The sequence below is a fragment of the Aquimarina brevivitae genome, from assembly GCF_004216895.1.
Lineage (GTDB): Bacteria > Bacteroidota > Bacteroidia > Flavobacteriales > Flavobacteriaceae > Aquimarina > Aquimarina brevivitae.
Genome location: NZ_SGXE01000001.1, coordinates 1368967 through 1388236 on the forward strand (window position 1 = coordinate 1368967; position 19270 = coordinate 1388236).

At 34.1% G+C, this 19270-nt stretch carries 19 protein-coding genes; 12 read left to right on the top strand and 7 right to left on the bottom strand.

All coding sequences use genetic code 11. From position 1 onward, the window contains the following. Positions 1 to 22 precede the first annotated feature (22 nt). Positions 23 to 1351: a signal recognition particle protein gene (gene ffh / locus EV197_RS05905; protein ID WP_130285800.1), complete on the top strand. Its 1329-nt coding sequence runs from the start codon at positions 23 to 25 to the stop codon at positions 1349 to 1351. A gap of 53 nt (positions 1352 to 1404) precedes the next feature. Beyond that, positions 1405 to 2289, top strand: a complete 885-nt coding sequence (locus EV197_RS05910) for a bifunctional 5,10-methylenetetrahydrofolate dehydrogenase/5,10-methenyltetrahydrofolate cyclohydrolase (protein WP_130285801.1) — start codon at positions 1405 to 1407, stop codon at positions 2287 to 2289. Positions 2290 to 2873: 584 nt separating this feature from the next. Here the strand turns inward: EV197_RS05910 and EV197_RS05915 are convergent. The 3 genes from EV197_RS05915 to rho all read right to left on the bottom strand — a co-directional run bounded on the left by EV197_RS05915 (position 2874) and on the right by rho (position 7057). Then, the gene (locus EV197_RS05915; protein WP_130285802.1) at positions 2874 to 4013 is read right to left on the bottom strand and encodes an SH3 domain-containing protein; all 1140 of its coding nucleotides are present in this window, start codon (positions 4011 to 4013) and stop codon (positions 2874 to 2876) included. 540 nt (positions 4014 to 4553) lie between these two features. Beyond that, positions 4554 to 5219 (bottom strand): peptide-methionine (S)-S-oxide reductase MsrA, encoded by a 666-nt coding sequence (gene msrA, locus EV197_RS05920; RefSeq protein WP_130285803.1) that lies wholly within the window; start codon positions 5217 to 5219, stop codon positions 4554 to 4556. 179 nt (positions 5220 to 5398) lie between these two features. Beyond that, entirely contained in the window at positions 5399 to 7057 is a 1659-nt protein-coding gene (gene rho, locus EV197_RS05925; RefSeq protein ID WP_130285804.1) for a transcription termination factor Rho, read from the bottom strand. Positions 7058 to 7283: 226 nt separating this feature from the next. Here rho and EV197_RS05930 point away from each other — a divergent pair, with 226 nt between their 5' ends. From EV197_RS05930 to EV197_RS05960, 7 genes are all read left to right on the top strand, one after another. Next, a complete protein-coding gene (locus EV197_RS05930) occupies positions 7284 to 7694 on the top strand; it encodes a DUF4293 domain-containing protein (protein WP_130285805.1) in 411 nt (136 codons plus the stop codon). Between the two features lie 121 nt (positions 7695 to 7815). Next, complete coding sequence (locus EV197_RS05935; RefSeq protein ID WP_130285806.1) at positions 7816 to 8373, top strand: DUF4178 domain-containing protein; 558 nt, start codon at positions 7816 to 7818, stop codon at positions 8371 to 8373. Continuing rightward, complete coding sequence (locus tag EV197_RS05940) at positions 8370 to 9200, top strand: hypothetical protein (RefSeq protein WP_130285807.1); 831 nt, start codon at positions 8370 to 8372, stop codon at positions 9198 to 9200. The genes EV197_RS05935 and EV197_RS05940 overlap by 4 nt, the downstream gene beginning before the upstream one ends. Positions 9201 to 9223: 23 nt before the next feature. Beyond that, positions 9224 to 10099, top strand: coding sequence for a DUF350 domain-containing protein (locus tag EV197_RS05945; protein WP_130285808.1), 876 nt, complete (start codon positions 9224 to 9226; stop codon positions 10097 to 10099). Further along, entirely contained in the window at positions 10087 to 11664 is a 1578-nt protein-coding gene (locus EV197_RS05950) for a polyamine aminopropyltransferase (RefSeq protein ID WP_130285809.1), read from the top strand. Before EV197_RS05945 ends, EV197_RS05950 begins: the two co-directional genes overlap by 13 nt. Positions 11665 to 11677: 13 nt before the next feature. After that, positions 11678 to 11989 carry an S-adenosylmethionine decarboxylase gene (locus EV197_RS05955; protein ID WP_130285810.1) on the top strand — a complete coding sequence of 104 codons (312 nt, stop codon included), beginning with the start codon at positions 11678 to 11680 and terminating at the stop codon, positions 11987 to 11989. Positions 11990 to 11993: 4 nt separating this feature from the next. Beyond that, complete coding sequence (locus tag EV197_RS05960; RefSeq protein ID WP_130285811.1) at positions 11994 to 13007, top strand: potassium channel family protein; 1014 nt, start codon at positions 11994 to 11996, stop codon at positions 13005 to 13007. An 8-nt stretch (positions 13008 to 13015) separates the two neighbouring features. On the opposite strand, the gene EV197_RS05965 is transcribed toward EV197_RS05960, so the two are convergent. Further along, a complete protein-coding gene (locus tag EV197_RS05965; RefSeq protein ID WP_130285812.1) occupies positions 13016 to 13510 on the bottom strand; it encodes a metallophosphoesterase family protein in 495 nt (164 codons plus the stop codon). A gap of 104 nt (positions 13511 to 13614) precedes the next feature. Here EV197_RS05965 and truA point away from each other — a divergent pair, with 104 nt between their 5' ends. Further along, on the top strand, positions 13615 to 14358 hold the full coding sequence (gene truA, locus EV197_RS05970; RefSeq protein ID WP_130285813.1) for a tRNA pseudouridine(38-40) synthase TruA: 744 nt from the start codon (positions 13615 to 13617) through the stop codon (positions 14356 to 14358). 4 nt (positions 14359 to 14362) lie between these two features. Next, on the top strand, positions 14363 to 16126 hold the full coding sequence (locus EV197_RS05975; RefSeq protein WP_130285814.1) for an ABC transporter ATP-binding protein: 1764 nt from the start codon (positions 14363 to 14365) through the stop codon (positions 16124 to 16126). A 5-nt stretch (positions 16127 to 16131) separates the two neighbouring features. Here EV197_RS05975 and EV197_RS05980 read toward each other — a convergent pair whose 3' ends face one another. The 3 genes from EV197_RS05980 to folP are packed head-to-tail and all read right to left on the bottom strand — an operon-like array spanning position 16132 to position 18593. Then, positions 16132 to 16932, bottom strand: coding sequence for a DUF3667 domain-containing protein (locus EV197_RS05980; RefSeq protein ID WP_130285815.1), 801 nt, complete (start codon positions 16930 to 16932; stop codon positions 16132 to 16134). Beyond that, positions 16932 to 17708, bottom strand: a complete 777-nt coding sequence (locus tag EV197_RS05985; RefSeq protein WP_130285816.1) for a diadenylate cyclase — start codon at positions 17706 to 17708, stop codon at positions 16932 to 16934. The genes EV197_RS05980 and EV197_RS05985 overlap by 1 nt, the downstream gene beginning before the upstream one ends. Before the next feature lie 57 nt (positions 17709 to 17765). Then, on the bottom strand, positions 17766 to 18593 hold the full coding sequence (gene folP / locus EV197_RS05990) for a dihydropteroate synthase (RefSeq protein ID WP_130285817.1): 828 nt from the start codon (positions 18591 to 18593) through the stop codon (positions 17766 to 17768). A 77-nt stretch (positions 18594 to 18670) separates the two neighbouring features. On the opposite strand from folP, the gene EV197_RS05995 reads away from it, so the two are divergent. Continuing rightward, on the top strand, positions 18671 to 19213 hold the full coding sequence (locus EV197_RS05995) for a DUF1599 domain-containing protein (protein ID WP_130285818.1): 543 nt from the start codon (positions 18671 to 18673) through the stop codon (positions 19211 to 19213). Positions 19214 to 19270 lie beyond the last annotated feature (57 nt).

Consider the following 19270-nt stretch of genomic DNA (forward strand, 5'->3'; position numbering starts at 1 on the left):
AAACAAGTATAATAGAAGTAATATGTTTGATAATTTAAGTGATAAGTTAGATAAAGCCTTACACGTTCTTAAGGGTCATGGTCAGATAAATGAGGTAAATGTTGCAGAAACCATCAAGGAAATCCGAAGAGCACTGGTTGATGCCGATGTAAACTATAAAATAGCCAAAGATTTTACCAATACGGTGAGGGAAAAAGCTATGGGACAAAATGTTTTGTCTAGCTTAAAACCTGGCCAATTAATGGTGAAGTTAGTAAAGGATGAGCTTACTGAATTAATGGGTGGAGAGGCTGAAGGTATTAATCTTTCAGGGAATCCATCGGTGATTTTAATGTCCGGTTTACAAGGATCGGGTAAAACGACCTTTTCAGGTAAACTAGCAAATTACTTAAAGAATAAGAAAACAAAGAAACCGCTTTTAGTCGCCTGTGACGTGTATAGGCCTGCTGCTATTGATCAGCTTCACGTAGTTGGGGATCAGTTAGACATTGAGGTGTACAGCGATAAAGGAAACTCAGATCCTGTAGCCATCGCAAAGGCAGGTATAAAGCACGCTAAAGAAAATGGCTTCAATGTAGTCATTATAGATACCGCCGGTCGTTTAGCTGTTGATGAAGTAATGATGACCGAGATCTCTAATATTCATAAAGCGATAGAACCTCAAGAAACTTTATTTGTTGTGGACTCTATGACAGGTCAGGATGCAGTGAATACGGCCAAGGCGTTCAATGATATTCTTGATTTTGACGGTGTTATTCTAACCAAATTAGACGGGGATACTAGAGGAGGAGCAGCGATTTCTATTAAATCTGTGGTTAATAAACCTATTAAGTTTATAGGTACCGGAGAAAAAATGGAAGCAATCGATGTGTTTTATCCATCTCGTATGGCAGATCGAATCCTTGGAATGGGGGATGTGGTTTCATTAGTAGAGCGAGCACAAGAACAATTCGATGAAGAAGAAGCAAGAAAGCTTCAAAAGAAAATTGCTAAAAATCAATTTGGTTTTGATGACTTTTTGAAACAGATCCAGCAAGTAAAGAAAATGGGTAACATGAAAGACTTGATGGGAATGATTCCTGGTGCTGGAAAAATGATGAAGGATATTGACGTCGATGACGATGCATTTAAGCATATTGAAGCAATTATACATTCGATGACACCTGAAGAGCGAGAAAAACCGCAAATTATTAATTCAAGTAGAAAAAAACGAATAGGTAAGGGTTCAGGTACTTCTGTACAGCAGGTTAATCAATTGCTTAAGCAATTTGATCAGATGAGTAAAATGATGAAGATGATGCAAGGTGGTGGCGGTAAAAAATTAATGCAAATGATGGGCAAAATGAGATAATGCTGCTCATTATTAAAATAGTTAGTGTAAATAAAAAGTAAGTAAAATACTTTATGGAAATTCTAGACGGTAAGAAAGTTAGTAATGATATTAAAGATGAAATAACAGTTGAAGTTAAAAAGATGAAGGATCGTGGCGAAAAGGTTCCTCATCTTGCAGCTATTATTGTTGGTAATGACGGAGCAAGTCTTACTTATGTAGGGAGCAAAGTAAAAGCGTGTGAGCGTGTAGGGTTTGAGTCTACTTTGGTCAAAATGCCGAGCACTACGAGTGAAATTGAATTATTAGCCAAAATAAAAGAGCTCAATAATAACACTGATATTGATGGTTTTATAGTTCAGTTACCTTTGCCGCCACAAATTGACACACAAAAAGTATTGATGGCAGTAGATCCCGATAAGGATGTAGATGGATTTCATCCGATGAACTTTGGTAAAATGGCCTTAGATATGTCTACCTTTATCCCTGCCACTCCTTTTGGGATATTAGAATTGTTAGAACGGTATAACGTTGACACCAAAGGGAAGCACACAGTGGTAATTGGTAGAAGTCATATTGTAGGAAGACCAATGAGTATTTTAATGGGTAGAAAAGGGTGGCCAGGGAACTCTACAGTTACTTTAACGCATAGTCATACTAAAAATATTACTCAAATTACCTCACAGGCAGACATTATTATTTCAGCATTAGGTGTTCCTAATTTCTTAAAAGCTGAGATGGTTAAGGATGATGCAGTTGTAATCGATGTAGGGATTACCAGAGTAACCGATGAAAGTAGAGAGCGCGGGTATAGAATTGTTGGAGATGTTGATTTTGAAAAGGTAAGTAAAAAAGCATCCTATATTACTCCTGTTCCTGGAGGTGTAGGTCCTATGACGATTGCAATGTTATTGAAAAATACCTTGCTAGCTAGAGAACGTCATAGATCTAATGATTAAATGGAATCAGAGAATAAGATTTTAGATAATTATTGTGGCTAAACAGACCAGTAATCAATAATTAGAAATAAAAATTAAACAGAGAGCTAGATATGTACAATCATATCTGGCTTTTTTATTTTAAATTAATTTTTAAGACAGCTCAAAGTTTACTACTCTAAGTACATAAAAGATGAGGGCAAGTACAAAATACTCATCGTAAAGACTTCATTGCCTGGTCTTAATTCAATCGAAATAAACGAAAATTAATCGGCAAAGTATTCAGTGAACTTCTGTTAGGTGAAGGTGTAAATGGTATCATACAGTTTAATAATCAGAAATAGACAGTAAAGTAAGGATCCTCTATATGAGTAAGGAAAAGGATAAATTTGAATAGTTAAGCAGTCTTCTAATAGTTAAAGCTGGTATGTGCTAATTATTTCTTTTACACGTTCTATTTTTAAAATGCTTTGAAATGCTTGTTAGTGAAAAGGTGTATAAAAAAAGAATGCCTGAGGCGAACCTCAGGCATAATCTCTTTACATTTATTAATTTTGGTGATTAAAATATTATAAGAGTGTAGGTGTAACTCTTACAATAAGTGTTTAAAATTCATTAAACTTATCAGGACTAATATTGTCTTGATCTTCGTTATTATCATATCCTAATGTACCGTTGTCCATTAAGTCTAATGATAATGTGTACGATGGAATATTAATTCCTTTGTCTGTTTTAATCGCGTTGAAGTTTAAGATATCCTGTCCTTTTTCATACAAAGCATTTTTTGTAAAAGTACCGATAACTTTTCCTCCTTCATTAGTTTCTCTCCAGTCCTTACCGTAAGCGATTACACAGTAGTATTCACCTTCTGGTATGTTTCTGATAAACTGAGTAGAGTTACTCTTGATATAGTTAACACGAATTGTTTTGTCGTCAGCTGGAGTTTTACCCATCTTAACTAGTTTTACAACAACCTCAGTGTTTTTACCAACATTGATTTTAAGGTAATTATCTAATTTGTAGTCAAACTCTCCTTTGAATTTACCAAAAGATTTAGGTGTCTCTCCTGACTTGTAATCTTTTTTCTCCCAACTAGCAAACTTACTTTCTCTAGTTACTGTAGTTGGTGCAGCTGTAGTCGTTTCAGCGGGTGTATTAGCACCATAGGATGCAGTAGTTGACTCAATTGGTGAAGATGCAACATCTCCATTTTGAGCAGCTCTTCTACGTGCCTCTTCTAATGCTCTACGTGTTTCTTCTGCCTCACGCTGTGCTTTTAAAGCAGCAGCACTTGTGTTCTTTTTTGCAGCTTCTGCAGCAGCAATAGCTCTTGCTTGTTCTGCTTCAGCTTCTCTTTTTCTTCTCTCTGCCTCGGCGATAGCTCTTTTAGCAGCTTCTTCTGCCTTTCGGATAGCTTCTTCTGCAGCAGCTTTAGCAGCAGCTTTTTTCGCTTCTGCCTCTCTTGCAGCTCTTTCTGCTTCAGCAATTCTACTGTCCGCAGTCAATAGGTTTGTAAGTACAAAACCGTTAGTTTGCTTGTACTGGATAGTACTCCAGTCTCCATAACCTGAGTTAATTACGTATACCTGTGTTCCCTGAGGAATCTCAGCTACAACGTTATACTCTAAACCTGGACCGGTTCTTAATTCTAGTTTTTTTCCGGCCATTGCATACTGCTCACTAAATTGAGCGTATCCAACTGAAGTTGCTATCACCAATAGCATAAATGTAAAAATAGATCTCATATCTCTCTGTGTTTACTTATTAATAAATTAATCTTAGTAGATCGGGTTTCAATAGGGCTTTTCCCTTTTCTATACACTTTTAAAATTTAAAAGTTAAAGCTCGTTCGTTATTATTTTTAATTCTCAATATAAAAATAGCTTAGCTAAATAACTAAATACATTTTTAATATCAAAGAACTTTATTTTAAAACTTTGTTTTACAGGCTTTTGTTTTGCTCTCTCTAAACTAAACATTTAAGTTTTAAGCCTAATGAGCTGATAAAAACCACTTAAACTGTTAACAAAAATAACATTTTAAACTGAATTCCACAACTCTTTTCCGTTTTATTTGTGTAAATGTAGTAAAATTTATTTACAAAAATGTGTTTTTTAGCGATAAATTTATGTCTTACGTCTGATTTTGTATGCTCTCAACGTGTCCTTTGTCGGTTTTTTGATCTGTTAATGAAAATTAACAAAGTCTTAAAAACAGGGACTTAACAAGTTTTGCTGAATTAAAAAGGCGTATAAATGATGAGGTTTTTCCGTTCTTGCTAAAAATCAATGGTTTTTTTTCAATAATTCAGGGAATTTTTTTTGAAATTTTAGTAATCTCGGAATCGAAACGTTTCGTATGTATGGGTTATTAGGGTTTCTTTTTTCATAATCTTGGTGATAACCTTCTGCTTTCCAAAACTTTTCAAAAGGAACTATTTCTGCAGCTATGGGCGCATCTAATTTTTCTGCAAGAGCCTTTTTCTTTTTTTCAATGATTTGTTTTTGAGCTTCATTTTGATAAAAAATCAATGATCGGTATTGGGATCCTCGATCAGGTCCTTGACCATTAACCTGAGTAGGATTTTGCGAACCGAAGTAAACATCTACTAAGCTAGCAAAACTTATTATATTAGGATCGTAATATACTTCAACGGCTTCTGCATGTCCTGTTCTGCCTGTATTGCTAGATTCATAGGTTGGATTTTCAGTATGGCCTCCAGCATATCCCGAAATCACTTCTTTTACCCCTTTTACGCTTTCGTAAATTGCTTCTACGCACCAAAAACAACCACTGGCAAAATAAGCGCGCTCCAAACCGTTAACAGGTGCTACTGCAACAGGCTCTTTCGAGCTTTGTGTTTTATTTGTATGGGTATTGGTTTGGCTATTGGAATTGCAGCTCAATAATAGTAAAGCTGCAGTTATTGTAAGTAAAGCTGTTTTTTTCATAATACTTTTTTTTTGGGTATACCTTAATATATAGGTATAAGACGAAGATCCGGTTTAATACTTTCAGTAATCAAAATTAATTGGATTAGTTTTTTTGTTTCTTAAATTAAGTATAAAAAAAAGAGATTGCTCAGGACAATCTCTTTCAATTCTATATAATAAAATGTTCTTATGACTTCTTATCCATTCATGGAGATTAAGAATTCTTCATTATTCTTGGTTTGTTTAAATCGCTCGTTGATAAATTCCATGGCTTCAACTGGATTCATATCGGCTAAATATTTTCTCATAATCCACATGCGCTGAATTGTGTTATCGTCTAATAATAAATCGTCTCTTCGAGTACTACTAGATATAAGATCAATAGCTGGGAATATTCGCTTGTTAGCAATTCGTCGATCTAATTGTAGTTCCATATTACCGGTACCTTTGAATTCTTCAAAAATTACTTCGTCCATCTTCGATCCGGTTTCTGTAAGTGCCGTAGCGATTATGGATAATGATCCACCTCCTTCAATATTTCTTGCAGCACCAAAGAATCGTTTTGGTTTATGAAGTGCATTGGCATCTACACCTCCACTAAGTATCTTTCCGCTCGCTGGTTGAACAGTGTTATAAGCTCTGGCTAATCTGGTGATGGAGTCTAAAAGAATAACTACATCATGGCCACATTCTACCAATCGTTTTGCTTTTTCTAATACAATATTAGCGACTTTAACATGTTCGTTTGCTTCTTTGTCAAAAGTCGAAGCGATAACTTCTCCTTTTACATTACGCTGCATGTCTGTCACTTCTTCTGGGCGTTCATCGATAAGTAAAATCATTTGATATACTTCAGGATGATTTGCTGCAATTGCGTTTGCTACATCCTTTAGTAACATGGTTTTACCGGTTTTGGGTTGTGAGACAATCATACCTCTTTGCCCTTTACCAATAGGAGCAAAAAGATCCATAATCCTTGTCGATATGGTACTTTGTCTCTCAGCAATATTAAATTTTTCCTGCGGGAATAATGGGGTTAAGTGTTCAAAAGAAACTCTATCTCTTACTACCTGAGGGTCTATACCATTTATCTTATTTACCTTAATTAAGGGGAAATATTTTTCACCTTCTTTAGGAGGTCGCACTTGTCCTAAAACTGTATCACCAGTTTTTAATCCAAAAAGCCTGATTTGTGATTGCGATACATAAATATCATCTGGAGAAGAAAGATAGTTATAGTCACTAGATCTTAGAAATCCATAGCCATCTTGCATAATGTCGAGCACACCCTCACTTTCAATAATAGCATCAAACTCATAATCAGGTTCTTTATATCGATTTCTGTTATCTCTATTTCCGTTATTATTGGATTTAGAATTGCTGTTATCTTTCTTGGAGTTCGAACTACGATTTTTATTGGAATTATTATCGTTACTTCTTCCTTTATTAGTGTTGTCCTTTTTATCGTCTGAGCGCTGATCAGATTTTTGATCTTTATGTTCTGCTCTTTTTTGAGGAGCGGGTTTTTGAGGAGAAGATTTTTGAGTTGTATTGTCCTTTGTAGATGTGTTATTTTGTGGAGTACTTTCTTCTTTTTTATCTGAGGTTTGATCTGTTTTTTTAGATCGGGGTCGTTTTTTTCTAGTATTTGTGCTAGGTTTTTGAGTCCCTTTGTCCTCTGATTTGTCTTCTTTTATCGCTTCTTTTGTTTTGTGGGGGTTTGCTGCTTGGTAATCAAGTATTTGATAAACCAAATCAAGCTTCTTCATCGTACGGAATTTAGGTACGTTAAGCGATTTTGCTATTTCCTGTAGTTCAGTTAGCTTTTTTGCTTTTAATTCAGAAATCTCTAACATTGAAATTGTTATATAATTTTTTGTTTACGTTATTGTGTGTTTAACTCACTTAGTTAATGAAGTTCTTTAAGTAAAGAAGATTCTAGGAATATTTTTTGAAGGCAAGTAACCTCTTTTAGAATAGGTTACGCATTTGTGCTGCAATTATACAACTTTATTTTTAATTTTTTGCATTTAATTCTAAAAAGAAACCCTTATTTTTGCTTTTCTGTAATCAAAGAGGACAATGATTCAAAGAGTTCAAAGTTTATACTTGCTTTTGGCAGCAGGGGTTTCTGGAGCGGTTAGCGTTTTTTTGCCTTATGGGGTCAATACCTCAGGGACGGAATTATACGCTTATGAGAATCCTATTATTTTTGGGCTGTATATGTTTTCGGCAGCTTTATCGTTACTAACTATTTTTTTATTTAAAAACCGAAAGCTTCAATTTGTATTGGGGCGAGTTAATATAATATTAAACTTTATTTTACTAGGAGTATTCGTGTATTGGTCACTGAATGTATCTGGAGAAACGGTTGTTTCTGAGAAAGGTATTGGGATGTTCATTCCTGTTATTTCTATCGTTTTATTAGTAATGGCCAATAAAGCCATTAAGAGGGATGAAGATCTTGTAAAATCTGTGGATCGATTACGATAAACCTAACATCTTAGTAGTATTAGTGCGTTAAAACCCGAAGAGTGCCATCTTCGGGTTTTATTTTAAGTTTTTTGTAACAAATCTACGTAGAGAGACACCTATCGTATAAACATAACGTTTTATGGGATTATTTGACTTTTTTAAAAAAAATAGAACGCATACAGAGCCTCACTATGATGTAACTAATATCAGGGTTACTGATCTTGAGAAGGATTATATATTTGAGTTTGATCTAGATACTTGGATTGTTAAAAAAATGTATGAATACGATTGGGGTAATAGCCATTACTCTAGAGAGTTTCTTGTGCACAATGGTAAAAAAAACTTATACCTACATATTGAAGAGGACGATGAATTGGAAATTTCAATTACAGAAAAGATTGGGATTAGAATACTAGGTGAGCATATTAAAACATTGCTCCAAGAGAATGGTAAGCCGCCTGAAAAAATAACCTACCAAGATATTGTATATTTTTTGGATGCAGAAAACCCGGGCTTTTGTAGAAATGTAGAAGATGAAAATTGGTATGAAATTATAAACTGGACCTATTTAAATGCTGATGAAGATAAATTGATAACCATAGAACAATCAGGCGATGGTGAATTTGATGCTACAATAGGTCTTTATGTCCCAGAGTTCAAAATCAGTAATATACTACCTCAAAATATAGATGAATGATTTTTAAAATAATTAAGTTTTTTTGGTTTTTAGTTATACTAGTAATGTTTAGCTCTTGTTTTTCAAATTCTAATGAGAGGCGAGCATATCAAAAAACACCTTTAGATAATATTATTACACAATATATAGATGAGCCTAATTTTAGTGTAATATTGGCGGATATGGACTATGATGAAGCTAAAAAAGAATATCGACATAAATATCGGATACTTATTGAAAAGCCGAAGTTGAAAGTTGATATGAATGTGCAAGGTAATGATACCGTACAAGCAAAGGATGTTATTGTAAAAAATACGGAATGGAAAAAAGTAAGCGATATTTTTTTCGATGACCATATTAATGATTTAGGAATGACTATTTTATCTAAAAAGAATGGAGTGTTGGATAAAAAATCGGCCCCAGCTGGATATGATAATTATGTAGGCAATGAACGATATGGAAGCTGGAGAACTCATTCGTCTGGTGGCTCTTTTTGGGTTTTTTATGGGCAATATCGTTTTTTGAGTGATTTATTTTACGGACCTTCTTATACGTACTATCGTAGTGATTACAGAGACTACAATCGAAACTATAGAGGAAGTAGAAGCTTCTATGGGAGTGGCGATAGGACCTTTGGTACAAATAGCGATAAAACAACTAAAAATACAACTTGGAAAAATAAATCTTCTGCATTTAGGTCAAAAGTAAGAACTTCTGTGAAGAGAAGTGCTACAACTAGTAGAAGTCGATCATACAGGTCAGGTTCAAGTTATTCGAAAACTTCCAGAAATTCATCTCGTTATTCAAGATCTTCTAGTCGTTCCAGAAGTGGAGGTTTTGGAAAATAATCAACAAATCATCTAATTAATATATGGAAATAATCAAAAGCGAATATGTAGTAGATTTTTTGGCTTCCTTAAGCTATATCCTACTGGCTATCCTGATTTTAATAATAGGTAAATTAATATATCAACTTATATATAGAAAATTAAGTATTAAAAATGAATTGGTTTTCAAGGATAATTTTGCATTTTCTGTTGCTTATGTTGGATATTTTATTGGGATACTTTTAGTTATTGGTGGAGCAATTATAGGAGAATCATATGGCTGGATAGAAGATATAAAAGCTATACTATATTATAGCACTATAGGGATAATTTTAATTAATATTTCGAAATGGATAAATAACAAAGTTATTCTTCGAAAATTCAATGTCACTAAAGAAATTATATCAGATCAAAATACGGGTACTGGTGTTGTAGAAGCTTCAGTTTTTATTGGTGCGGGCCTTGTATTGTTTGGAGCGATAAGCGGAGAAAGCGGAGGTTTTTTAATAGGAAGCTTAACAGCAATTTCATATTGGTCATTGGGTATGTTATTTCAAATTATTGCTTGTAAATTATACATATCATTTATAGGTTACGATGTTCATGATCAGATTGAAAAAGATAATGTAGCTGTTGGGGTGGCGTTATCAGGTATTATCATTGCTATTTCTATAGTGGTAATGAATGCATTACTTGGTGACTTTCAAGATTGGAAAACTACCCTATTAGATATTTCTTCTCAAACTACAATAGGATTATTGTTATTGCCATTGATGCGAGTTATTGCAGACAAAATTCTTTTACCTGGACAACGATTAACAGATGAAATTATAAATCAGGAAAACCCTAATGTGGGTGCAGCTTTAGTAGAAGCGTTTGCCTACGTTGGATCTGCCGTTTTAATCGCATGGAGTATATAAAAAAACAAAATCTTTTAAAAGGTTCCACAATTTTAAAAATTGCCATTTTTGCAACAGGCTTTTCCGGTATTGTCGCAGAATATGTATTGTCTACTTTGGCAACTTATTTTATTGGTGATTCTGTGTTTCAATGGACTATGATTGTTTCATTGATGCTCTTTTTTATGGGGTTGGGCGCACGACTAAGTAAAAATATTTCAGGTAATTTGATTTCCAAATTTCTCATATTAGAAGTTTTATTATCAATACTTGTGTCTTTTACATCCTTATTGGTCTATACTATAGCTGCCGTTGGTGGATACTATGGAATAGTTATTTATACTCTTTGTATTACAATTGGTTTGTTAATAGGTATAGAAATTCCTATTGTTATTAGAATAAATGAATCCTATCAGGACCTGAGAACTAATATATCATCTGTATTAGAAAAGGACTACTATGGTAGTTTGTTAGGAGGTGTTTTTTTCGGATTTATAGGTCTTCCCCTTTTAGGATTAACGTATACCCCATTTGTACTGGGTTTTGTTAACTTAAGTGTAGCTATCGTTGTTGCAGTGGTCTTGCATAGAAAATTACAGAAAAGACAACTCAATAAAACCTTTATTTTATTAATTTTTTCTTTTTTGCTGCTAAGCGGTGGTTTGGCTTATACGAAGCCTGTTATGCTTTGGGGAGAGCAAAAACGGTATAAAGATAAAGTGGTGTTCTCGAAGCAGACAAAGTATCAAAAGATTGTTCTAACTGAGTGGAAAGATGAACATTGGTTATACCTTAATGGAAATCTTCAATTTTGTTCCATAGATGAAGAAATGTATCATGAGCCTTTAGTACATCCTGCAATGCAACTTTTTCCTGAGGTTAAAGATGTTTTGATTTTAGGTGGAGGCGACGGTTGTGCGGTAAGAGAGTTATTAAAATACAAAACTATACAATCTATCGATTTGGTTGATTTAGATCCTAATATGACTGATTTGGGAAAGGACAATCTGATTTTAAAATCAATCAATGAAAATTCGCTGCATAGCGATAAGGTGACAATTTACAACCAGGATGCTTTTATATTTATGGAGAATTTAAATCCCAAATTTTATGATATTATCATTGCAGATCTTCCAGATCCCAGAAATGTTGCGTTAAGTAGGTTGTATAGCCAAGAATTTTATAAAATTTGCCATCGTAAGTTAAGGCCAAGAGGGGTGATGATAACTCAAGCAGGAAGTCCGTACTTTGCCACTAAGGCATTTCACTGTATTAATAAGACCATGAATGCTTCTGGTTTTACAACGGTACCAATGCATAATCAAGTTATTAGTATGGGAGAATGGGGTTGGGTCTTAGGTGTAAAGAATAATAAAATCTCCAATGAACAATTAAAAAGTAAATTACGATCATTTGATTTTAAGAATGTGGACACGAAATGGATTAATGCCGAAGCGATGCAATTAATAACATCGTTCGGTAAATCTTCATTTTTTAATAAGGACACTAATACAGTAGAAATTAATAAAATTAATAACCCTGTTCTTTATCAGTATTACTTAAAAGGAAATTGGGATTTATATTAAAAAGAAGTGATTAATGCCAGATAAAATAATATCAAAAACAATCGAAGCAAAAATTTATAGCTTTAACATCTGGATAGAGGAAACTGAAGCTGTCAATCTAAAAACAATTTTTGAAGGGCTATTGAAAAAATCCGCCTTTAATATTCTTAAATTTTCGGATTATCATTTTCCAATCAAGGGATATACTTGTTTTTGGCTTTTAGCAGAGAGTCATTTAGCTATACATACCTTTCCTGATGATAAAAAATCCTACGTAGAATTGAGCAGTTGCAACAAAGAAAAACTGGATGTTTTTGTAAATACACTTAAGAACATAGAATTTTAGGGCAATGAAAAAAAGGACTATCTTCATAGTAGGACTTGCAACGCTGTTGTATAATTGTGCAGTGTATTTGCTTTATTATTTTGAGTCTACCGCTGAAGAAGGTAATATACTGAACTTAAAGGATGCATATTGGTATTCTATTGTAACTTTAACCACGGTTGGATACGGAGATTTTTATCCACTTACCTTTTGGGGTAGAACCATAGGTTTTTTATTTGTTTTAGGTAGTTTAGGGATTTTGGGGCTACTGGTTACAGAACTTAGTTTAGGTATGTCAAACTATATACGAAAAAAGAAAGAAGGTTATTTTGGAACAAAAATGGAGAATCATTGTATTATAATTGGTTGGGATAGTTTTTCTCAACAGGTAGCACAGCAAATAGTCAAAGCAAATAAAGATTTAGCAGTTATCACAGATAAAAGAGAGGATATTGATAAGATACAATTAGCCTTTCCAAAAGGGAATTGTTTTGCGCTTTTAACTGACTTGAAAAAGTATGAAAATTTTTCAAAAGTAAATATAGAGAAGGCCGAACGAGTATACCTTAATTTTAAAGATGATTCAGAAACGTTAGTCTATGCTATAAATCTCAAGAAGACTTACCCGGACATAACCTGTGTTGTCGCACTGGATAATATGGAGTTGAAGTCCACCTTTACATATATGGGTGTAGAGTTCGTTATTTCTAAAAATGAAATCGCTTCAAAACTTATTGCTAGCTTTATTTTTGAACCCAATGCAGCATTGATAGCTGAAGATTTACTTGCTACCTCCACTAACGATGATGAACTTGATATCTGGGAGCAAAAGATTGATAAGGGTAGTAAGTTACAGGGCAAAAACTACTTCGAAGCTTTTGTAGAGTTTAAGCAAAATTATAACTCCGTGTTATTAGGAGTGTCTAGAAAAGGAGAACTATATAAGAACCCAAACCATCTTCTGCTTCAAACGGAAGACGTTTTAGTTTTTGTAGCAAGTGAAAAAGAATATCGATTGCTACAACCTCTTTTTCTTTAATTTTTAGTTCACTTTTTACCGAGTTCTATTACTTCGAGATTTTCAATGTTGTCCTTATTGATTTCAAAACGAAGCATGGTTCTAACTTTATGAAAGCCGTGTTTACCTGCTGCTCCGGGATTCATATGTAATACACCTAATTTGGAGTCGGGCATAACTTTAAGGATATGGGAGTGACCACAAATAAAAAGGCGAGGAGGATTTAGCTTTAATTCTTCTCTTACCATTGCATTATATTTTGGCGGATAGCCACCGATATGTGTAATCCATACCGATACATTTTCTACCGTAAAGCGTTGATGTAAGGGAAACGAAGCTCGTATATGATGATCGTCAATATTGCCGTAAACAGCACGTAATGGTTTTAGTTTTTCAATTTGATCGGTTACGGTGAGATCTCCAATATCTCCAGCATGCCAAACCTCATCTGCCTTTTCACAATAATGAAGTATGCGTTCATCAATATAGCTATGAGTGTCGCTTAATAATAAGATTTTTGTCAAGAAAAAGAGTTTATGGTTAATGTACTATTAGCTTAGCTTGGTCTATGGGTTTTTAAAAGTATATTTGTACCTCCAAAAAAAACATTGCAAAATTAAGCAAACCCTTGAGATATTTTTTAGAATTACAATATAAAGGTACTTCCTATCATGGTTGGCAACGTCAACCCAATGCAATTTCCATTCAAGAAGTAATAGAGGATAAGCTATCACTAATCTTAAGAGTTCCAATAACAATTGTAGGGGCAGGTAGAACAGATGCAGGCGTACATGCACGTTACATCACCGCACACTTCGATACGGACAAGCATTTAGAGGCAAAAGATTTTGTATACAAATTAAATGCAATTTTCCCTGCAGATATTGCGGCCATTGATTTGCGTAATGTAAAGGATGATGCCCATGCCAGATTCGATGCTATTCAAAGGGCTTATGAGTATCATCTCACCAATTATAAGGATCCTTTTTTAGAAGAATATGCATATTATATAAAGCGTACCTTAGATTTTGATCGCATGAATGAAGCTGCTAAATTACTGTTAAAACACACTAATTTTAAATGCTTTAGTAAGACGAAAACGGATGTAAAGACGTATAATTGTAACATTAGTGAAGCCTATTGGGAGAGTCGTAAGGATCGATATGTTTTTCATATTTCGGCAGATCGGTTTTTAAGAAATATGGTTAGAGCCATAGTAGGAACACTAATTGAAATTGGAGAAGGAAAACTGAATATTGAAGACATGGAGGCTATCATTAATAGTCAAGACCGAAATAAGGCAGGCTATTCAGTGCCCGCCTGCGGATTATACCTGACTAAGGTCGCATACCCAAAAAACATTTACCTATAATTAAATGGCAGAAAAAACAGGAAACGCTTTTGATTTAAATCTATTTAAACGCTTGCTTAAGTTTACCAGGCCGTATAAGCTTGTTTTTTATTTTGTCGCAATCGCTGCTATATTACTTTCTGGTTTAGCAGTGGTTAGGCCATTGATTTTGCAAAATATAATAGATAGGGCAATCATTCCAAAAGAAGAGGAACTTCTGCTATACTTTGTGTCTTTGATGCTGGTTGCTTTAGTAGCAGAGGTCATTTTTCAGTTTTTGTTCGTTTATTTTGCCAATTGGTTAGGCCAACACGTAATCCGGGATATTCGAATTAAGCTTTTTAACCATATGGTTGGTTTTAAAAAGCAATATTTTGATAAGTCTGCGGTGGGTAGATTAGTTACTAGAGCCGTAAGTGATATCGAAACTATAGCGAGTATTTTTAGCGAAGGTTTATTTATGATTATAAGTGATCTGCTAAAGATGATCGTTATTTTAGGGTATATGTTTTATCAAAGTTGGCGTTTAACCCTATTTGTTTTATTAGTCTTACCACTAATATTGTATGCTACAAGAGTTTTTCAAAAGAAAATGAAAGCTGCTTTTGAAGAGGTAAGGACACAGGTTTCAAATCTTAACTCTTTTGTGCAAGAGCGTATTACGGGTATGAAAATTGTACAACTTTTTACTCGAGAGGAGAAGGAATATACCAATTTTAAGCAAATCAATGAAAAACATAAAAAGGGATGGATACGAACTGTTTGGTACAACTCAATCTTTTTTCCGATTGCAGAAATGTCAAGTAGTATCACCATTGGTTTAATAGTTTGGTTTGGTGGATTACAGGCAGCGCAAGGAGGGGTGATTACACTGGGTATCGTAGTTGCTTTTATTGAATTGTCTCAGATGTTATTTAGACCATTACGACAAATAGCGGATAAATTTAATACGCTTCAAATGGGTATGGTAGCAGCAAATCGAGTGTTTGCCATCCTGGATACTAAATCTGCAATTCAAAATAATGGAACTATCAAATTAGAACAAGTTGAAGGTAACATTCAATTCAATAACGTACGTTTTAGCTATATTGAAGCAGAAGAGGTGTTGAAGGGAGTTACTATGAACGTTAACGCTGGTGAAACAATTGCTATAGTAGGCGCTACAGGTGCAGGAAAATCCACTATAGTCAATTTGCTTAGTAGATTTTACGAAATTAATAGCGGAAGTATTTTGATTGATGGGACAGATATAAAAGATATCGAATTAAAATCACTTCGTAGCCATATTGCGCTAGTGCTACAAGACGTTTTTCTTTTTGCAGATACCATATTGAACAATATAACCTTAGGTGATCCATCAATTTCAGAAGAGGATGTAAAACAGGCAGCTAAAGAAATTGGAATTCATGATTTTATAATGAGTTTGCCTAATAATTATCTTTACAACGTAAAAGAACGAGGAGCGATGTTGTCTTCTGGTCAACGTCAATTAATATCTTTTCTTAGAGCATACGTTACTAATCCAGGGGTTTTAATTTTAGATGAGGCTACATCATCTGTAGATTCCTATAGTGAACAGTTAATACAACAAGCCACAGAAAAAATTACCGAAGGAAGAACTTCTATTGTTATTGCGCACCGTCTTGCAACCATTAGAAATGCAGATAAGATCATTGTAATGGACGCTGGTCAAATTGTAGAGCAAGGAAATCACCAAGAATTACTACAAATTGAAGGCGGGTACTATAGAAATTTATATGAAGTGCAGTTTGTGAGTGGTATAGAATAGAGTTATTACCGTGCTTGCATATTTACCATTTCTGCAAAGTCTATTACCCCTATTGCCATCAGTAAAATAACAACTCCCACAGACACAAGAAAATAACCAATACCTCCAAGTACTAAAAACAATAAAGTCTTTAAGATTATTGATTTTAGATTTAACTGATATAATTCTTTAAGAACATAAGCTACATAGAGTATGTAGATCAAAAACTGTAAGGCTGTTACTTCCCAAAATTGGTCAACCGTAAAAACAAATGGTAAGGTGATGATGCTGACTACTGCGATAATATGTGAATAGGCATAGAGGTAAATAACAAAATGCTCTGTTAAATTATATTTTTTATAATTCCAGAAAACAATCCTCGATAATATTGCTAGTAATGGAATGAACATAAAACTAATAATAGAATTGTATTGCGATACAATATCAAAAGTCTTTTCTTGTATTTCCATTTGCGCTGCGGAATCAGAAGCTTGAGTAATCATAATCTTCAATTTGTCTTTGACTAAAAAAGAATAAGCTCCTGTTATCGTAATTGCAATAGCAAAATAGCTAAAAGCATTGATGTAACGTTTTCTCACGCCGTGGATATAGCCATCAATAACTGCTGAGGGTCTTTTAAAAAGGTCAACAAAGGTTTTTAATAAAGAGTTGTCTAAATTAAGATACCGATCTGCAAAATCATCTACTAGATTTCTAAAGGTAATTCGCTTTGTGATTTTTTTAGCGCCACATTTAGGACAAAAATTAAACTCCTCAATTTGATATCCACAGTTTTTACAATTGGTAACGTTTACTAAAGCATTCATTATCGCAGATGTTTTTTGATCTTTTGGATTAATTCTTCTTTGCTATCAAATAAAATAAACCCACCATTTTTTAAATAAGAAATTTGCCCAGTTTCCTCACTAACTACTAGTGCTATTGCATCAGTCTTTTCGGTTATACCGGCAGCAGCTCTATGTCGTAGACCAAAACGTAGTGGCATATCTCGCTCATTGGTAACTGGGAGTATTACCCTAGTGGCTACAATGTGGTTATCTTCAACAATCATGGCACCATCGTGTAATGGGCTGTTTTTGTAAAAAATACTTTCAATTATTGGAGTATTTACGGCAATATTCATTTTATCTCCACTGGTTTTTACAAAATCGAGCGAAGTATTTCTTTTAATGACGATTAACGCTCCGGTATAAGACTCACCCATACTTTCACAAGCATTAACAATCGCATTAATATCGGTTGCGCTTTCTTCTGCCGTATCTCTCATAAACTTAAGTTGCCTTAAAAAGTTTCTTCTCTTGCCAAAATTTGTAGAGCCAATCATCAATAAAAATTTGCGGATCTCTTGTTGAAAAACTACAATTAAAGCAAACATACCGACTCCGATAAATTCACCTAATACACTGCTTAGCATTTCCATAGCCAAAAACTGTGTCAGTTTCCAGGCTAGGTAAATCATTACAATACCAATAAAAATATTAATCGCAGCGGTGCCCTTGACTAGTTTATAGACATAGTATAGTAAAAAGGCAACTAATACAATGTCAAGTATGTCTAATATTCTGAGGTTTATAAAATCCAAAGGCGAAGTGTTTTTGTAAAAATAGAATCGAAATAATTATATACCAAATTAAATTTGTTACGCTGAATTATATAAAGAATATAAGGTCACACACTCCTTAGCTTCTTTAACATCGTGTACTCTAAGGATATGAGCTCCGTTATGAAGCGCTAATGTATTGAGTACAGTTGTGCCATTTAAAGCTTCATCCGGAGTGGTTTGTAAACTTTTATAAATCATAGATTTTCTTGATAGTCCAACCAGTATGGGTAGCTCTTGCAATTGTAACAAAGGTAATTTTTTAAGTAACGTAAAGTTTTGACTTATATTTTTGGCAAAACCAAAACCAGGATCTAAAATGATATCATTAATTTGATAAGATTTGGCTTTTTGTAGTCGTTTAGAAAAATAGAGCTGTATTTCTTTTATTAAATTGTCATATTCGGTCAATGAAGTCATAGTTTGTGGTGTACCTTTCATGTGCATCATGATATACGGAACTTGTAATCTTCCTATGGTAGGCAGCATAGCGTCGTCTAAAGTACCTGCAGAGATATCATTAATGATAGCTGCACCTGCTTCTATACAATAAGTAGCTACTTTGCTTCTAAAAGTATCTATGGACAATAATGCTTCTGGAAATTTTTCAAGCAGTAAGCTTACAACAGGTGTTATTCTGGATAGCTCCTCTTCCTCTGTTATGTGTTTTGCACCTGGTCTTGAAGAATATGCACCAATATCAATAAAATCTGCGCCTTCCAATAGCATCTTTTCCACCTGATTTAGTAAAGCTGGTGAGTTTTTGTACTTTCCTCCATCATAGAAAGAATCTGGGGTAATATTCAAAACTCCCATTACTTTTGGTGTATCTAAGCTGATAAGATTGCCTTTGCAGTTTATTGTCATGCAACTTTAGTTTTTTTAGTCAATAGTTGGTTTAATTCCTATATTAAACGAAATTTACGCAAAATTAAAAAAGCGCAATGCAAGATACGTCTTCTCAATATGATAAAGTGATTAGTAAGTGCCGAAATTTGTTTAATAGAAAAATGAAGGATTATGGCAGTGCCTGGAGGATTTTACGATTGCCTTCATTAACGGATCAGATATTTATCAAAGCACAACGAATTAGGGGACTTCAGGAAAATGAAGTGCAGAAAGTTGAAGAAGGGCAGGTACCCGAATTTATGGGTATCATAAATTACTGTATCATGGCATTAGTGCAACTACAAAAAGGAGTCGCTGACCAACCTGATTTATCTGAAGAGGAAGCTACTCGATTATTTGATCAGCATATAGAGGAAACCAAGTCTTTAATGATGAACAAAAATCATGATTATGGAGAGGCTTGGCGAGAGATGCGTGTAACTTCATTAACGGATTTGATTTTACAGAAATTACTACGTGTCAAACAGATTGAAAATAATAAGGGTAAAACATTGGTTAGTGAAGGTGTCGATGCCAATTATCAAGATATGATTAATTATGCTGTTTTCGCGATGATACACCTGGGGGAAGCTGAGTAATGTTTTAAACTTTGTTAAATGTTGCTTCATCACCTATTTATGAATTATATTAAGCCA

What these genes read in the sequence shown, in the direction of transcription:
- ffh (WP_130285800.1), top strand. Translation starts at nt 23, where the DNA reads ATGTTTGATAATTTAAGTGATAAGTTAGATAAAGCCTTACACGTTCTT.
- EV197_RS05910 (WP_130285801.1), top strand. Translation starts at nt 1,405, where the DNA reads ATGGAAATTCTAGACGGTAAGAAAGTTAGTAATGATATTAAAGATGAA.
- EV197_RS05915 (WP_130285802.1), bottom strand. Translation starts at nt 4,013, where the DNA reads ATGAGATCTATTTTTACATTTATGCTATTGGTGATAGCAACTTCAGTT.
- msrA (WP_130285803.1), bottom strand. Translation starts at nt 5,219, where the DNA reads ATGAAAAAAACAGCTTTACTTACAATAACTGCAGCTTTACTATTATTG.
- rho (WP_130285804.1), bottom strand. Translation starts at nt 7,057, where the DNA reads ATGTTAGAGATTTCTGAATTAAAAGCAAAAAAGCTAACTGAACTACAG.
- EV197_RS05930 (WP_130285805.1), top strand. Translation starts at nt 7,284, where the DNA reads ATGATTCAAAGAGTTCAAAGTTTATACTTGCTTTTGGCAGCAGGGGTT.
- EV197_RS05935 (WP_130285806.1), top strand. Translation starts at nt 7,816, where the DNA reads ATGGGATTATTTGACTTTTTTAAAAAAAATAGAACGCATACAGAGCCT.
- EV197_RS05940 (WP_130285807.1), top strand. Translation starts at nt 8,370, where the DNA reads ATGATTTTTAAAATAATTAAGTTTTTTTGGTTTTTAGTTATACTAGTA.
- EV197_RS05945 (WP_130285808.1), top strand. Translation starts at nt 9,224, where the DNA reads ATGGAAATAATCAAAAGCGAATATGTAGTAGATTTTTTGGCTTCCTTA.
- EV197_RS05950 (WP_130285809.1), top strand. Translation starts at nt 10,087, where the DNA reads ATGGAGTATATAAAAAAACAAAATCTTTTAAAAGGTTCCACAATTTTA.
- EV197_RS05955 (WP_130285810.1), top strand. Translation starts at nt 11,678, where the DNA reads ATGCCAGATAAAATAATATCAAAAACAATCGAAGCAAAAATTTATAGC.
- EV197_RS05960 (WP_130285811.1), top strand. Translation starts at nt 11,994, where the DNA reads ATGAAAAAAAGGACTATCTTCATAGTAGGACTTGCAACGCTGTTGTAT.
- EV197_RS05975 (WP_130285814.1), top strand. Translation starts at nt 14,363, where the DNA reads ATGGCAGAAAAAACAGGAAACGCTTTTGATTTAAATCTATTTAAACGC.
- EV197_RS05980 (WP_130285815.1), bottom strand. Translation starts at nt 16,932, where the DNA reads ATGAATGCTTTAGTAAACGTTACCAATTGTAAAAACTGTGGATATCAA.
- folP (WP_130285817.1), bottom strand. Translation starts at nt 18,593, where the DNA reads ATGACAATAAACTGCAAAGGCAATCTTATCAGCTTAGATACACCAAAA.
- EV197_RS05995 (WP_130285818.1), top strand. Translation starts at nt 18,671, where the DNA reads ATGCAAGATACGTCTTCTCAATATGATAAAGTGATTAGTAAGTGCCGA.